Consider the following 16362-nt stretch of genomic DNA (forward strand, 5'->3'; position numbering starts at 1 on the left):
AAAACCTCCTAAATTAAGTTCCGGACCGCTGATTCTTGTACTGGCGGCTGTAATTGTTGCTGTTTTTGTTATAGAATGGTTAATTGAATTGGTATGGAAATGAAGATGAATTACCTTTGAAAATAGTATTTATAACTGTTGTTTCATAGTTGAAAAAATACGGAGTGCAGGTTAAAATAGGAATAACTTTTTAGCGTTATTTAATGTATAAATCAATCCCGGAAGTTAGCGGGTTCAAATCAAACAAACATGTTAAGTAAATTAAAGGCCTGGATCGGTCGCCGGAAAAAATTTCTGATCGTTTCTGCCATTGCCGGCGGGTCATTTCTGTCATATAGTTTTGTAGAAGATTATTATTTTGAAGTCGGAAAAAATCTCGACATCTACACAACACTTTTTCGTGATGTAAATATTTATTATGTCGACAGCATTCAGCCCGGAGAACTAATGAAGAAAGGCATCGATGCAATGCTAAGCACATTGGATCCGTATACTGTTTACATTCCCGAAAGTGAGATAGAAGATTACAAGATGACTCACATCTCTGCAGAGTATGGCGGAATTGGTGCATTGGTCCATCAGAGAAATGGAGAAATAGAGATCAGCGAAGTTTATGACGGATTTCCGGCGCAGAAAAATGATGTTCGTATAGGCGATAAAATTATTTCGGTAAATGGAAATACTGCTACCAACCGGACAGTTGATAATATAACAGAATATATGAAAGGGCAGAAGGGGACTTCTGTAAAAATTGTTTTTAAGCGTGATGGTGTTGCCGAACCAATTGAGAAAACAATTGTACGCGATGAGATCAAGTTCAAGAACGTTCCGTATTTTGGAATGGTAGGCGAGAATACCGGTTACATAAAACTTTCACAGTTTCTTGAAAATTCTGCTGCTGAGGTTAGAGATGCATTAGTAACCCTCAAGCAGAATCCCAAAATGACAAACGTTATCCTCGATCTGCGGGGTAATGGTGGAGGATTGCTCAGAGAAGCAGTTGACATTGTAAATCTTTTTGTAGATAAGAATCAAAAGATCGTTTCTCAGAAGGGAAAAGTGAAGGATATGAATATCGATTATTTTGCAAGTAAGACTGCAGTCGATACTGAAATTCCATTGGCAGTATTGGTTGACCGCGGTTCTGCTTCTGCTTCTGAGATCGTAACCGGTTCTATTCAGGAATTGGACAGAGGTGTCATAATCGGACAACGTTCGTTTGGAAAAGGACTTGTACAGCAGACGTATAATCTTTCTTACAATACATTGCTAAAGGTTACTATTGCTAAATATTATACTCCCAGCGGAAGATGTATTCAGGCACTTGATTATACACATCGTAACAATGACGGAAGTGTTTCGAAATTTTCAGATTCACTGATCACGGAATTCAAAACTAAAAATGGTCGTTCTGTTTTTGATGGCAGCGGAATTTTCCCTGACATCTACACAGATGCGGATTACTATAGTCCTCTGGCAATAGCATTATTTTCAAATTATCTGATCTTCGATTATGCAAATAAGTATGCTCGTGAGCACAGTTCAATTGCTGCTGCAAAAGATTTCACTCTTTCTCCAACTGAATACCAGGAGTTCGTTTCTTTTCTGAGTGAAAAAAAATACGACTACACAGATAAAACAGAAAGAAGAATAGAAGAGTTGAAAAAAAACTGCGATCAAAGAAGAGCATTATGATGTAATGAAAAGTGAATTCACTGCTCTTGAAAATAAAATGAAAGATTATAAATCCAAGGATCTGTTGAATCACGATGATGAGATCAAACAAATTCTGGAATCAGAAATTTCAGCGCGCTACTATTTCCAAAAAGGCCGTCTTGAATCCAACTTTAAAAACGACCAGGAAGTGAAAAAAGCGATCGAGGTATTTACAAATTCATCTCTACGCTTCAATCCTTCGCGGTGATGGAATCTACAAAGTAATCGGTAAACCGGGAAGTGAAGTTCAGGCCAAGGCCAATAGCGAGCGGGAAATGGATGAGGATGAAAAGAACTGATGCCGCTTTATTTTTAGTACGAGTGTAGTGCTTTTAATAGGTCAAAGGTCAAGGGTCAAAGGTCACGCGTGTCTGCGTAACTTTTGACCCTTTATCTTTTTTGACCCTTGACCTTTGACCTTTAACCTGTTTTATTGTGTTTTGAATTGAACGGTTTCTTACCCTAAACCACTTGGCTTTTAGAACAAAATTCTTACGTTTGCATTCTTCTAAAACAACCTTATGGGACGTGCATTTGAGAAGAGGAAGCACAAGATGTTTTCTCGATACGACAAAATGGCCAAAGCTTTCACAAAAGTAGGCCGCGAAATAGCTATAGCAGTAAAGGCCGGTGGTCCTGAACCGGAATATAATCCTCGTTTACGTTCTGCCATCCTGAATGCCAAGGGTTTAAATATGCCGAAGGACCGGATCGATGGTGCCATCAAAAGAGCTTCTTCAAAGGACGAAGGGCATTATGATGAAACCGTTTATGAGGGATATGGCCCGCATGGTGTTGCAATTCTAGTGGAAACTGCCTCCGATAATACGACTCGTACCGTTGCAAACGTGCGCATGTACTTTAACCGCGGAAACGGTCAGCTGGGCAAAACAGGTTCTCTTGATTTCATGTTCCAGCGTAAAGGCGTTTTCAGACTTGTGAAAGATGATAAATTGAATTCCGATGACCTTGAACTTGAGCTAATAGATTTCGGACTTGATAGTCTTGAAAAAGACGAAGATGAATTTGTGATCTACACTGCCTATGAAGATTTTGGTAAAATGGCAAAAGCTCTGGAAGATAAACACATCAACGTAAAGAAAGCCGCTCTGGAAAGAATCCCAACTACCACTGTTGAATTAGAAGAAGCACAACAAGATGAGATCCTTGCACTAATTGATAAGTTTGAAGAGGATGATGATGTGCAGGCGGTGTATCATAATCTTAAGTAAGGGTTCAAAGGTCAAAGTTCAAGGTTCAAAGTTGGCTTCGTAGTCACCTACGAAGCCAACTTTGAACTTTGAACCTTGAACCTTGAACTTTGAACTTTGAACAATTACCTCATCAAATACATTTTTCCCCAGCCTTTTTTAAAGTACTTATCAGCTTCTGTTTCGCGTTTTTCGATTGACATTCCGTTGAGGTTTGTCACAACACGATAGAGGTAAAGTCCGTTTGCAAGTTGATCTCCGAATTCATCTTTTCCGTCCCATGCGTATTCAGTAATATTTCTTCCGACGTGAATATTTCCAAGTTCATTCAGCATGATCTCGCGAACAATTTTTCCGGAGATGGTCATGATCTGAATTTTCATGTGAGTAGGAATTTCATTACCTGTAAGCGTAAATACAAACCGGGTAGCAGTAGAGAATGGGTTCGGATAATTCAATACTTCTGTGATCGTTGATTTGTTGATCACTTCGAACTGGATCTTGTAATTATATTTTCCGGAAGCGTTCAGACTTTTATCTGTTGCAGAAACATCGATCGTGTAGATTCCATCATCAGCCAGAGTTGGACTCCAGTTAACTTTACAACTATTTTTTGGAAGTACAGCAGGAGTAAAACGAAGTACATCACCATATATCGGCGAACTGAAAGATAGATTAAGCGGCGTACTCGAATTAGGAGTGGTCAGGCTTAATTTGAATTTAGTCGAATCATTCAATGCAAGAAATTTATTCTCATCGTGGAGTTGAACGACTATTTCAGGCTTACCTGAAACAACATCTCCATTCAGAATATGAATACCATCGAATGTAATATCCAGGATCGGATTGATATTGTCGCGCTCTACTTTGAACTTTATCTCAGCAACATTATTGAAATGATATTTTTCCGGTAAATGATCTGTTCCAAATGGATTCACATCGATCCACAAACTATTGTTTCCTGAATAGCCAAAGGTTGTATCAATTACTAAGTTGGCAACGAGTTGTTGATTCGACCGTAAAGAATCCAGAAATATATTAGGGAAAGAATGAAGAGTTCTGCTTTTATCATACATGTAAAATTTGACAGGCAGATTGTCCATACTGATGTTGCTTAGATTTTCTATGCCAAATGACAACCTTATTGTATCACCTTCAGTCAATGGGTTATTATGAAAATCATAAACGTAATTCGCATTCAATGCACATTCAGGAACCTCTGTATGATAGACTCTCCAATAAGTAAGTTGGGCCGGAGTTTTTAGTGAATCATCCTGAGTAAATGTTTCCAGTCTGATGTAAGGATAAATCGTTGCGTCTATCCAGTTTAATGTTGTGTCTTTTCCGGACTGATATTGAATTCCGGATTTTAAAAGATCCCATACATTCAATCCTGCATTCAATCCGTAGATTGAAACAGAAATGGAATCTTCGAATGGTTGTGATTCTTTTGGACGTTGATTCCAGTGAAGACTTTCCCAATTAGTAGAAGGTCCGAGTGTAGTGGAGGTGATAGAACCTCTGTTCCAGTGTGAAGTCAATACTGTAGTAAGTTCAATTGAATCAGTTGGGTTCCCTGAATGAACTTCAATCTTCGTTGACGGAAATCCTTTTTGCAAAAAATAAGCATATGGTGTATTGTCAGGAAGCGATCCTGTATTGAATCCTAATGAGGTTATGGCATTATAAAATAAAGGATCAACCGCTGAGTAATTATCTGTGAACCACGAGTACAATAAAATGTAATTTCCATTTGGCACAGCATTCATCAGGCTATCGAAACTAGCCATTTGAGAAGGTGAACTATATCTGTAGATGAAATAATTTTCAGGTCTGGTTCTGTTACAACCGGGAATCGTACCTACAACATTCCCTGAACCACAAGGTGTAATCGGATTCGGAATAAATTGATTGGCCTGACCAAAATTATTTCCGCATGTTGTAATTGGTTGAAGCGAGATTGAGTCAAGTATGGCAACCATTACAGCTGGAGTTACCTGGCATCCGTCATACTCTTGCGGAGAATTATTAAAGTAGTAACCAACAGTATTAAAATTACTGGCATTGGGTTGTCCGACTGTTGTAACTCTTAATGAGAAATTATTAAACACGTAATCCATCGTGCGCGAGGAATGGTCGTAAGTGATATTTGTAAATTTATCTTCTTTGAACTGATCAAAATGGGATTGCGACCAACCTGTTTTTCCACTTATGTATTGAAACGAACTTTGCTGCCATTTAAAAGTAGCTGTATCATATTGGATCGAATCATTTGCAACACGCCAGAAATATACGGCACTGTCTTGCAGTGTATATCCTTGCGGTGACCATGCTATCACACCGCCACTATCCGTCACAGTAGTGAATCGGTACATTGGACTGGTTTGCGCACCTGGTGTTGCATCCTTAATATCAAGATCGATAGTATCAATTTCAAATTTGTATGCATTCATAGGAGCAAATGGGTTAGAAGTGCTTCCTTTTAATGTAACGGTATTGAATGGATGAATTGCATACTTCGGTGGATACACCGGGACAATATCTTTTGATGTAATAAAGAATTGTGTCGTTGCTGTGTTGTTGAATAAATTGTCGTATTCATCAACTGAATCAGGTTGGTCAATATGGACTGTAATCCGATTCAATCCTGCAGCAGCAAATCCGCCGGTAGCAACATTAAAATTGATCGTACTTGAGTAATAACAATTTCCAATATTGAAAGTGTAGACCGAATCAACATTGTCAGGAAATGTTCTTGTCACTTTTACAATAAATGAATCAGCAACAGCTTTTCCTAAATTTCTCGTCGAAATGGTTATTCCGAAAGAATCAATATCAGTAGAAATATTTAATGGAGTAAAATTAATGTCCGGTTCTATGACTGAATAATCCGGTTTTTGAAATGAATTAAATCGTAATGAAGGATCACCTTGTAATGACATTTCCTGCGATACGATCTTGTAGCCTTCGCTACCGAATGGTTCAAGATCTTTAATTGTATGCACTACCAACTGACCAATAGTTGAACCGTAATGTCTGTGAGAAGTATTTTCAAATAGAGCACGTGAATAAGGGTCAAGGAAATTTGGCACTCCTTGTCCAACACTGGCAAGAAATGCAATTGCAGCTTTTTGTGGTTCTAATACAAATTTTTCACTCACACTTTTTCTGTAAGTATGAAAATCTCCTGCGAAACATGAGTTAGCAATTATGACAGGATATCTTCCACGGTTTGAATATGCAGTAGGTTCATCTGTACTGTTATCAAATCCTGCACCGGAAGCATGACCAAAAAATGTCATTATTGAAACACCGGTGTCAATCTGTTGCTGAAGACTCGTAGATAAGTTAACAATTATCGGATCCGGAGAATCTTTTAAATACGTTGTTACGTGACCGCCATACGCACTGTCTTCCATAATTTGCTCATAGCTGCTCAGATAACCTGCCAATTGATTTTGTTGCGGAATATTATTACCACCTCCAAAATGTAAAATTTCTTTCATCCATGGCTGCGGAGGTCCCGCTTGCGCAGCTTCGTATTCAATAACTTTGTCGAGGTAATTTAAGATCTCTGTACCATCAACAGCACTGATTCTTCCAATAGGAATTTTTGGAGCCCAGATCGAACCATTTATTCCAGCAGTAAATAACATATCAGATGGTGGAACTCCATATGAAGCCACAAGACACAGAGATTGCTGTGCTTGATCCATTCTGAAGTCAGCTGAAGATATTGATTTACCCAAAATGAACATGTGTGCCGGTGGAGCAACTGTCCATGTATCAAGTAACCATCTTGAAAAATTCTTTATTCCAAGCGGATGATTATTTATACCATAAGCAAATTGATCATATAATTCTGCAACATCAATTAAAAGCGCTCGGTTGTTTTCGGTCAGGTCACGATGTGCTTCATAAGTTCTTGCCTGATTCCATAGACCTCTGTTAGTGATGATCAGAAATGCTGAATCAACAGCCATTGAATTATAATCATTGAAGTATCCAAGATTATTCTGAATGTATGATATTTTTGAAACAGAAGGATAACCAATAAGACTTGAATTTGTCAGATAACAAACTTTCGGAGTTGAAGATCCATTGTTACCTATTAAAGTCTGATAAGTTGGGCCTGACTGATTTACTAAAATCCTTTTGTTGTTTGTCAGATCATAAAGAATAGGAGAGGTACCACCGTTAAAATTGGTTATGTCTGCTCTTGTCATTGCCTGACCTGATGCGTCCGGAATCTGTAATTTAAAAGACGAACTTCCTTCAAGATTCCATGTGTGAGGATATTTGACATACAGACTGTACATCATACTGTAATCAGTAACCGTGGCAGGTGTTGTACTTACACTGTATGTAAAATCTGTTGTAGGCGAAGTAAATGTCGTTGCAGGATGGGAAAATTCTAACCTTCGAAGCGTCTGAGCATAATAAACTGTATCAGCATAATTATTCCCCTGATAGGTCAGTGTAAAGTTATGTTCGAGATTGTTTACACCACCTACAGTAGTGGTAACATGAATGTCTGGACCGGAAGAATAGATGTTTGCTGTAGGTACAGAAAATGTGATCGGATAATTTCCTGCTGAAAAGTTACCGAATACAGCTCCCCAACCTTCGCTTTCAGTGTACTCAATAGATTCCTGATTTCGGCCGCGGTTGTATCCAAAATATGTTCCCCAATTAGGTACGTCAATTCCGCCTTTATAAACTTCTCTGATAAAATAATCAGATGGAGTATAGGAAGAATAATTATTATCATTTACAAGCGAAAGGCGTAAGCCATTTGCTGTCGGATTGTAGGTTAAAAAATAAACAGATGTATCATTGGCAATACTGAACTCTATTGCAGGCTGTGAAAGCGGATCAGCATAAAGTTTAGTGTCCAGACTACCATCATTTTTTGTTCCATAGAATTCTATAAAGTCAGCGGCATCAAAACTTCCGTCGTTTTCTCCTTCGAGATAAATAGCGACTTCCTGTCCGTTATGAAAAAGTTGTATTTTCCTTGGATCAAGTGAAGCTGCAGAAAAACCTGCTTGAGTTAAAGTGCTTAATCCAATACGGTAAATACCTTCCTGAGCAATTTTTATTTTATAGTACTCCTGATTATATCTTATCCAGTCATTTTCATATGGCCCTTGTGCATTGCCAAGTATAGAAATGAAAAGTAAGTTTAATAGTAGTAAAAGTTTTTTCATTAGTTATTTATTTCGGAGTATTGTGTTTATTGATATCTAACTTAAGTGAGAAAATATTAGATGGGAGAAATTCAGTTGATGTTAAATTTGCAAGAGCGTAGTCAATAGTAAGTTTTCCGATCTTGATTCCTAGTCCAATGTTAGGTTGCAGGATCGTGCTTTGTGTGTCATCAAAATTTTTAACCTTTTGAATATTCTGAACACCGCCTCTGAGGAAAATAAAATTACTATAGCCTAATTCAAATCCGAAATGTGGATCTACACTAAGCGGATCAGCACCGATCAATACGTTTCTTTTTCCATCGAAAGTAAGATCAGCATCCAGTTCAACTAAGGCAGAGATTTTTTTTGAAAGATCCCATTTATAACCCGCACCTAAGATCAACTTAGGTAAAGTAACTTCTGTTGTGTTTTTAGGAATTTCGTTACCGGTTGCAATATAAGTTGCTTCGAGTAATTCTGTGTTGTAACTCCATGCATTGAAAGTTGAGGTCACATCTTTTGCCTGAACACCAAACAACCATTTGTCTTTTTTGTACTGAGCGCCAAGATCGAATCCGAATCCCCATGCTTTTCCGAAATCACCAACCTTGCGATGAATGATCTTTGCATTTCCACCAAAATTTAAACCCGGGATGGAAGATTTTTTTGCATAAGAAAATATGAAGCTGTAATCAGCAATTGAGAAACTGGTGATCCGTGAATAGTCGATAAATCCGGATGCGTCGACAAGGTCTAATGTATTTGGAATGTCATCAGTACCAAAACGAATAATTGTAAAACCAATTGTCCGTTTATCATCGATATGAGTAGCAAGGGTAGCGTAATCAAATTTGGCAATACCTGCGAAAAGTTCAGAATGCATTGCAGAGATCTGCAGATCTGATTCAAAACCATTCAGTCCTGCGGGATTCCAGTATGCTGAAGTCGCATCATCAGAACTTGCCGCAACTGCTCCGGCCATTCCCATTCCGCGACCGCCAACGCCAATTGAAAGAAATTCGTTGCTGTATTTTGGTGCCTGTGAAAAGGCAGGAAATGCTACGCATGTGAGAATTGAAGCAGAAAAAACAAGGTTTAATAATTTCATAGGTTGGTATTTATGGTTCAGCACGACAAACGTAGAAACCATTTCTATATTGTAATTATTCAGAGAGAACTATAGTGGTAAAATTAGCATTTTCGCTCTTACTGACTTTGACATTTTGGCGAACGGTTATTATTTTTTGAACAATAGATTATACTCCCGAATTGAAGGAAATGTTTATTGCCCGAATGTCATTAACACCAATAGTGACGGGCATTTCAATGCTTTTCATACAGACATTTTGCTTTCGAATGGTACTGTATTGTTAACTAAAAACCTTTAAATTCGGCTAAATTCGATAACTTTCAAATGCAGAAAAGTTGATATTTCATCAGGAAAAACTACTTTTGGAACAAATCTTACAGATCCTGTTTTGTGAATGATCACGTAAGGAGACTTCGCCTGATCAGATTCAAATCTTTAATTTGTGAAAGACAGAATTTAATGGGTGAATGATCTCGTAAAAAGCTAATTCAGGTTTCACTAAAATCAAAAGGTTCAAAGCTGCAGCAAGAGAAAAATAATGAAAAAACAAATTCCCAATTTCCTTACTTGTCTGAACCTGTTTTCGGGTTGCATCGCTGCCGTAATGATCTTTCGAAACAGGCTTGACATGGCAGCCTACTTTGTATTACTAGCCGCTTTTTTTGATCTGCTCGATGGAATGATTGCAAGAAGAGTCGGATCAAATCCTGATTTCGGAAAACAGATCGATTCGCTTGCTGATATGGTGACTTTCGGATTTATTCCCGGAGCAATTCTTTTTAAATTACTACAGATGTCGGATCTCACTTCAGCTTTTAGTGATCCGAATATCCGGCGGGTTGTCCAGTTTTTGCCCTTCATACTTACTGTATTTTCTGCCATTCGTCTGGCAAAATTCAATCTGGATACGCGGCAATCAGTTTCCTTCATCGGACTTCCAACTCCTGCATGTACAATGATAGTTATTTCACTTCCTCTGATCCTGATTCAATATCCGGGAAGGTTTGACAGCTTAATTCTCAATCATGCTTTCATTCTTGTTTTGACTGCATTACTTTCATATTTGCTTGTTGCAGAATTGCCTTTGTTTTCATTAAAATTCAAAAAGCTTGACTGGAAATCAAATCAGTTTCAATACATTTTGATCCTGTTGTCAGCCATACTTATTGCTATATTTAATTTAGCAGCGATTCCAATAATTATTATCTTATATGTACTTTTGTCGCTGATCAAAAACTTAATAACCGAAAAAAATTAATTGATATGAAATTTACAGCAGAGATCAATGTTATGCCATTGAAAGCATTGTTAGATCCACAAGGAAAAGCAGTTTCACACGGACTAAAAAACATGGGCTTATCTGAAATAGAAAACGTAAGAATCGGAAAGCATATCACCCTCGAGATTGAAGCAGCTACTAAAGAAGAAGCAAATGTGAAAGTAGAAGAGGCATGTAAAAAGTTATTGAGTAATCCGATTATGGAAAATTTTACATATGAATTGGTAAGCAGTAATTAGTAAGTAACCCGTTGTTAGAAATTCACGGATTAAGTAGTGATTAGCAAAGCTTACAAATTTCAAATAGACTACAAGAAATAAATTTTTGGTCAAAGGTCAAGGGTCAAAGGTTAGCACGACAGTACTGACCTTTGACCCTTGACCTTTGACCTTTTTGATTGAGGTATTGCCCCTAAATTAAACATGCCGGGTTACTTACATCTCAACACTCACGGCTTCCTAAGTTCAAAATTCTGCCCCAGATAAACCTTCCGAACCTGCTCGTCGCCTGCAAGCTCTTCAGCAGTTCCGGCTTTGAGAATTTTTCCTTCGAAGAGGAGGTAAGCGCGATCAACAATGGTTAAAGTTTCATGAACATTATGATCAGTTATTAATACTCCGATATTTCTTTCTTTCAGATGCGAGACTATTGCCTGAATGTCTTCAACAGCGATAGGATCTACTCCGGCAAATGGTTCATCCAGCAAAATAAATTTCGGATCAACTGCAAGTGCTCTGGCAATTTCAGTTCTTCTTCTTTCGCCACCTGATAAAAGATCACCACGACTTGCCCGGATCTTTTGTAGTCCGAATTCATTCAACAATGACTCTAATTTTTTTGCCTGTTCTTCCTTACTGAGGTTTGTAAGTTCAAGAACAGCTTTGATATTATCTTCTACACTAAGTTTTCTGAATACACTAGCTTCCTGCGCCAGATAACCGATTCCACGTTGTGCCCGCTTATACATTGGCAGATCAGTGATCTTTTCATTCTCCAGAAAAATTTCACCTTCATTCGGTTTGATCAATCCCACGATCATATAAAAAGAAGTTGTCTTTCCCGCACCATTCGGTCCCAACAACCCCACAATTTCCCCCTGAGAAACCTCAATAGAAACATTGTTCACAACCGTCCGTTGTTTGTATCGTTTTACAAGTTGTTCTGCCCTTAACTTCATTGGTCAATCTTCGTTTTTAATTTTTCGTAATTCGTAATTCGTAATTCGAGATTCGTAATTCGTACCAGCCTCATCAATCCGAAATCCGCATTCCGCATTCCGAAATCATCCATTATTCATTATTAGTTATTAGTTACAAAGAGTCCCAATACTCCACCGCTCTCCGCAAATGGGGAATAACAATCGTCCCACCAACAATATTCGCTACAGCAAATATTTCAAATACTTCTTCAGTAGAAACTCCTTCATCCTTGCATTTTCCAAGATGATATTTTATACAATCATCGCAACGGAGAACCATAGATGCAACTAATCCCAGCATTTCTTTGGTCTTTACATTCAGCGCACCATCAGCATACGTGTTTGTATCAAGATTGAATAAACGTTTCAGCACAAGATTGTCTTGCGATAATATCCGCTCATTCATTTTTTCACGGTAGTTATTGAATTCCTGAACTTGATTTTCCATTGACGTTTAATTTAAGCAGTAGTTTTTTTTCCACGAATGACATATGCACTTACAAATATACTGATCTCATAGAGAAAATATAAAGGTATTGCAACCAGCATAAGAGTGGTAACATCGGAAGTCGGGGTGATGACAGCGGCTAGAATAAGAATGACAACTGTTGCATGTCGTCTGTATTCACGCATGAATTTTGGCGTCAATATTCCTATCCTCGTAAGAAAATAAACCAGCATAGGAAGTTCGAAAACAATTCCGGCGATCAGTGTCATCGTTGTGACTGTTGAGATGAATGAATCGAGAGTGATCGTATTGCTAACCTCGGCACTGACCTGATAACTTCCAAGAAAATTTACAGTCATTGGAGTGATTACATAATAGCCGAATAGTATTCCTGTTAAAAAAAGAAATGAAGTGTAAAATACGATTCCACTTGCAAATTTTCTTTCAGTTGTAGTCAACGCAGGCTTAATAAAGCGCCAGAGTTCCCAGATGATATAAGGAAAGCTGACTACAAAGCCTGCAATGAATGCTACCCACATGTGTGTAGTGAATTGTGCAGAAAGATCAGTACTTATTAATGAGAATGGAAGTACAGTGATACAAAGATCTTCACCTAAACCTACACGATGAGAAAGCGCACACAGTACTCTGTAAGTAAGAAAGTCAGGATGCTTCGGTGCCAGCAGCACATCATCAAAAAGAAACTCTTTGAAAAAAAAGAAGACCACGGCCAGCACCATCACTGTAACTGCAGATCTGAATATGTGCCACCTTAAGGCTTCAAGATGTCCTAAAAAAGACATCTCGCCGGTTTGACTGTTTGAAGAAGAAAATAATGCCATTGGGCGGTAAAGATAGCTTTTTTAAAGTATTCCTTCCCGTATCAAATCATGCAAATGTATCATCCCCACATATTTCTCTTTTTCAACAACAATCAATTGCGAAATGTTATGCTGCTTCATTAACTGGAGTGCATTCACAGCCATTTCATCTTTATGCGTAAGTTTTGGTTTAGCATTCATGATCGATTTAGCAGTGATGCCTGTGATCTCTTTATTGTCGAGCAACATTCTTCTGATATCACCATCGGTAATAATTCCAACTAGTTTGTTTTTGTTCAGGACAGCAACAGCACCTAAGCGATTGGAAGAAATTTCAACGATCACTTTTCTGATGTCTTCGTTGATATTGACTTTCGGAGCAGCATTAGAGGGATAGATATCTTTAACTTTCAGATAAAGTTTTTTTCCTAAAGCACCGCCCGGATGATATTTTGCAAAGTCTTTACTTGTAAATCCTTTTTCATCGAGCAAACAAACTGCAAGTGCATCGCCCATTGCAAGTTGTGCTGCTGAACTACTTGTTGGAGCAAGATTATTCGGACAGGCTTCTTTAGCAACAAATGTGTTCAGTACATAGTCGCAATTTTTCCCCAGATAAGAATCAGTATTCCCAACAATAGCTATCAGTTTGTTTCCCCAGTTTCTTAATAAAGGAACCAATACTTTGATCTCCGGAGTATCACCCGATTTCGAGATGCAGATGATAGCATCATTCTTCTGTATAATGCCCAGGTCGCCATGAATGGCATCTGCAGCATGCATAAAGATAGAAGGGGAGCCGGTAGAATTGAAAGTCGCTACGATCTTCTGAGCGATTATGGCGCTTTTGCCAATACCAGTTACAACAATTCTTCCCTTGATTGACGTGAGAAACCGTACTGTATCGACAAACTGGTCGTTGATAAATTTTTTAAGATGGCTAATTGACTCTGCTTCTATGTCCAGCGTGCTCATAGCCAGCTTCTTAATATGTGATGATTTTTTCAATAGAATAAACTTTTTTTAAGATTAAGACGTTTTTCAGGTAGTTATTCGGCAAAATTATTTATTTTTATTCCATAAACACGGGAAATAAATAGTTTATTTTATTATATTACCTTAAAAACCAAACAATTGTAATGTTAGTGGCAGAGAAACCCTTGAAAAGTTATTTGCAGAAGTACTTTGGCTTCGACAAATTCAAGGGAGAGCAGGAAGCAATTATCCAATCAGTATTAGCAGGCAAAGATACATTCGTTATCATGCCCACCGGTGGTGGCAAGTCGATGTGTTATCAGTTGCCGGCGTTAATTATGGAGGGGACAGCTGTTATTGTGTCTCCATTGATCGCCTTGATGAAAAATCAGGTCGATGCAATGCGTGGATTCAGTAACGAAGAAGGGGTCGCTCACTTTTTAAATTCATCTCTCAATAAAGCAGAGATAGCAACAGTTAAGAAAGATCTTAAATCAGGAAAAACGAAGTTATTATACGTAGCTCCTGAATCACTTACCAAGGATGAGAACGTAGAGTTCATGCGTGGAGTGAATATTTCTTTTTTCGCAATCGATGAAGCGCATTGTATTTCAGAATGGGGTCACGACTTCCGTCCTGAATATCGTCGCCTTCGTCCGATCATTGAAGCTATTGGTAAAGTTCCGATCATTGCATTGACGGCAACTGCTACACCGAAAGTTCAGCTCGATATTCAAAAGAATCTTGGAATGATGGATGCAGATGTTTACAAAGCATCGTTCAATCGTCCCAATTTGAATTATGAAGTTCGTCCCAAGGTTGATGTAGCAAAAGAGATCATTAAATTCATTCGTCAGCATCAGGGCAAATCAGGAATTGTTTATTGCTTAAGCAGAAAGAAGGTCGAAGAGATCGCTTCTACTTTAGCAGTGAATGGTGTTCGTGCTTTGCCTTATCACGCAGGACTGGAAGCTTCAGTTCGTGCCGATACACAAGATAAATTTCTGATGGAAGAGATCGATGTCATTGTTGCAACGATCGCTTTCGGAATGGGAATTGATAAACCGGATGTCCGTTTTGTAATTCATCACGATATACCGAAAAGTCTTGAAGGCTATTACCAGGAAACCGGTCGCGCCGGAAGAGATGGTCGTGAAGGAAGATGTGTGACATTCTACAGCTACAAAGATATTGAGAAGCTGGAAAAATTCATGAAAGGTAAACCGGTAGCAGAGCAGGAGGTTGGTAAACAACTTTTGCTTGAGACTGTCGGTTATGCAGAAACTTCTGTTTGTCGCCGGAGAGTTTTGTTAAGTTATTTCGGAGAATTTTATACTGAAGATAATTGTGGCGAATGTGATAACTGCAACAATCCGAAGAAAAGTTTCGATGGAAAAGAAGAAGTTGAAATGGTTCTTGAAGCAGTGTTAGCTGTGAAAGAAAAATTTGCAATGGAACACATCGTAAATCTTATCACTGGAAATGCAGAGAATGCAATTAAGTTGCATCAGCATGATCAGCTTGAGATCTTTGGTGATGGTGAAGAAAAAAGTAAACGTTTCTGGACAGCAATTGTCCGTCAATCAATACTTGCCGGATTTTTGTCGAAAGACATTGAAACATACGGTACACTTAAAGTAACTGATGCGGGTAAAGAATTTTTAAAGAACCCGACGAAGATCATGGTTGTTGAAGACAACGACTATGAGAACACAGAAAGTGATGATGACGATGAATTCGGTGGCGGCGGCACAGCAGCTGCAGATCCTGAATTATTCGCGGCACTGAAAGACCTTCGTAAAAAAATTGCCAAGCAAAGAAATGTTCCACCGTTCGTAGTATTCCAGGATCCTTCATTGGAAGAGATGGCTATTCAGTATCCAATCACAATGGATGAGATGAAGAACATCACCGGAGTAGGAACAGGGAAAGCTGTAAAATTCGGAAAGCCCTTTCTTGAGTTGATTGAAAAGTATGTAGAAGAAAACGATATCGACCGTCCGATGGACCTGGTAGTAAAATCAATCGTGAACAAAAGCGTATTGAAAGTGTACCTCATCCAGAACATCGACAGAAAAATATCTCTTAACGATATTTGCAAAGCCAAAGGCTTAAAGATGGCCGAACTCTTAACAGAGATCGAAAGCATCGTCGGTTCCGGCACCCGCATCGACATTAATTATTTCATCAACGAGATCATCGACGAAGAACGTCAGGCAGAAGTGTTCGACTACTTCAAGACAGCCGAAACAGATTCAGCCGAAGTAGGACTGAAAGCTTTGGGTGAGAACGATTATACGCTTGAAGATATTCGCCTAATGCGAATCAAATTTATGTCGGAGTTGGGGAATTGATTTACTGAAAAGGATTAAAAAATGTTTAAGGGGTTTAATTTGTTTTTCGAACATTAAACCCCTTCTTTTTTACCAATT

Annotated in this window: 10 protein-coding genes and 1 pseudogene; 5 read left to right on the plus strand and 6 right to left on the minus strand. The window is 38.4% G+C overall.

Going from position 1 to position 16362, the window contains the following annotated elements; translation table 11 throughout:
• Positions 1–249: 249 nt before the first annotated feature.
• Positions 250–1924, plus strand: a pseudogene (locus IPL24_19370) (S41 family peptidase).
• A 313-nt stretch (positions 1925–2237) separates the two neighbouring features.
• A complete protein-coding gene (locus tag IPL24_19375; GenBank protein MBK8365742.1) occupies positions 2238–2948 on the plus strand; it encodes a YebC/PmpR family DNA-binding transcriptional regulator in 711 nt (236 codons plus the stop codon).
• A 104-nt stretch (positions 2949–3052) separates the two neighbouring features.
• Here the strand turns inward: IPL24_19375 and IPL24_19380 are convergent, their stop codons facing one another.
• Together IPL24_19380 and IPL24_19385 are read right to left on the minus strand one after the other, a co-directional pair.
• Positions 3053–8137 (minus strand): hypothetical protein, encoded by a 5085-nt coding sequence (locus IPL24_19380; GenBank protein ID MBK8365743.1) that lies wholly within the window; start codon positions 8135–8137, stop codon positions 3053–3055.
• A 7-nt stretch (positions 8138–8144) separates the two neighbouring features.
• The gene (locus tag IPL24_19385) at positions 8145–9227 is read right to left on the minus strand and encodes a PorV/PorQ family protein (GenBank protein ID MBK8365744.1); all 1083 of its coding nucleotides are present in this window, start codon (positions 9225–9227) and stop codon (positions 8145–8147) included.
• Between the two features lie 520 nt (positions 9228–9747).
• Here IPL24_19385 and IPL24_19390 point away from each other — a divergent pair.
• Together IPL24_19390 and purS are read left to right on the plus strand one after the other, a co-directional pair.
• Positions 9748–10467 carry a CDP-alcohol phosphatidyltransferase family protein gene (locus tag IPL24_19390; GenBank protein ID MBK8365745.1) on the plus strand — a complete coding sequence of 240 codons (720 nt, stop codon included), beginning with the start codon at positions 9748–9750 and terminating at the stop codon, positions 10465–10467.
• A 5-nt stretch (positions 10468–10472) separates the two neighbouring features.
• A complete protein-coding gene (gene purS, locus IPL24_19395) occupies positions 10473–10727 on the plus strand; it encodes a phosphoribosylformylglycinamidine synthase subunit PurS (GenBank protein MBK8365746.1) in 255 nt (84 codons plus the stop codon).
• A 209-nt stretch (positions 10728–10936) separates the two neighbouring features.
• On the opposite strand, the gene lptB is transcribed toward purS, so the two are convergent.
• The 4 genes from lptB to IPL24_19415 all read right to left on the minus strand — a co-directional run bounded on the left by lptB (position 10937) and on the right by IPL24_19415 (position 13930).
• Positions 10937–11665, minus strand: a complete 729-nt coding sequence (gene lptB, locus IPL24_19400) for an LPS export ABC transporter ATP-binding protein (protein MBK8365747.1) — start codon at positions 11663–11665, stop codon at positions 10937–10939.
• Positions 11666–11798: 133 nt separating this feature from the next.
• Positions 11799–12134: a carboxymuconolactone decarboxylase family protein gene (locus IPL24_19405; GenBank protein MBK8365748.1), complete on the minus strand. Its 336-nt coding sequence runs from the start codon at positions 12132–12134 to the stop codon at positions 11799–11801.
• A gap of 11 nt (positions 12135–12145) precedes the next feature.
• Positions 12146–12976, minus strand: a complete 831-nt coding sequence (gene tatC, locus IPL24_19410; protein ID MBK8365749.1) for a twin-arginine translocase subunit TatC — start codon at positions 12974–12976, stop codon at positions 12146–12148.
• A 21-nt stretch (positions 12977–12997) separates the two neighbouring features.
• Positions 12998–13930, minus strand: coding sequence for a KpsF/GutQ family sugar-phosphate isomerase (locus IPL24_19415; GenBank protein ID MBK8365750.1), 933 nt, complete (start codon positions 13928–13930; stop codon positions 12998–13000).
• Positions 13931–14094: 164 nt separating this feature from the next.
• On the opposite strand from IPL24_19415, the gene recQ reads away from it, so the two are divergent.
• Positions 14095–16284, plus strand: a complete 2190-nt coding sequence (gene recQ / locus IPL24_19420) for a DNA helicase RecQ (protein MBK8365751.1) — start codon at positions 14095–14097, stop codon at positions 16282–16284.
• Positions 16285–16362 lie beyond the last annotated feature (78 nt).

Source organism: Bacteroidota bacterium, assembly GCA_016711505.1.
In the GTDB taxonomy this organism is placed as follows: domain Bacteria; phylum Bacteroidota; class Bacteroidia; order AKYH767-A; family 2013-40CM-41-45; genus JADKIH01.

Coding starts and splice junctions, on each gene's coding strand:
- IPL24_19375 (MBK8365742.1), top strand. CDS start 2,238: ATGGGACGTGCATTTGAGAAGAGGAAGCACAAGATGTTTTCTCGATAC.
- IPL24_19380 (MBK8365743.1), bottom strand. CDS start 8,137: ATGAAAAAACTTTTACTACTATTAAACTTACTTTTCATTTCTATACTT.
- IPL24_19385 (MBK8365744.1), bottom strand. CDS start 9,227: ATGAAATTATTAAACCTTGTTTTTTCTGCTTCAATTCTCACATGCGTA.
- IPL24_19390 (MBK8365745.1), top strand. CDS start 9,748: ATGAAAAAACAAATTCCCAATTTCCTTACTTGTCTGAACCTGTTTTCG.
- purS (MBK8365746.1), top strand. CDS start 10,473: ATGAAATTTACAGCAGAGATCAATGTTATGCCATTGAAAGCATTGTTA.
- lptB (MBK8365747.1), bottom strand. CDS start 11,665: ATGAAGTTAAGGGCAGAACAACTTGTAAAACGATACAAACAACGGACG.
- IPL24_19405 (MBK8365748.1), bottom strand. CDS start 12,134: ATGGAAAATCAAGTTCAGGAATTCAATAACTACCGTGAAAAAATGAAT.
- tatC (MBK8365749.1), bottom strand. CDS start 12,976: ATGGCATTATTTTCTTCTTCAAACAGTCAAACCGGCGAGATGTCTTTT.
- IPL24_19415 (MBK8365750.1), bottom strand. CDS start 13,930: ATGAGCACGCTGGACATAGAAGCAGAGTCAATTAGCCATCTTAAAAAA.
- recQ (MBK8365751.1), top strand. CDS start 14,095: ATGTTAGTGGCAGAGAAACCCTTGAAAAGTTATTTGCAGAAGTACTTT.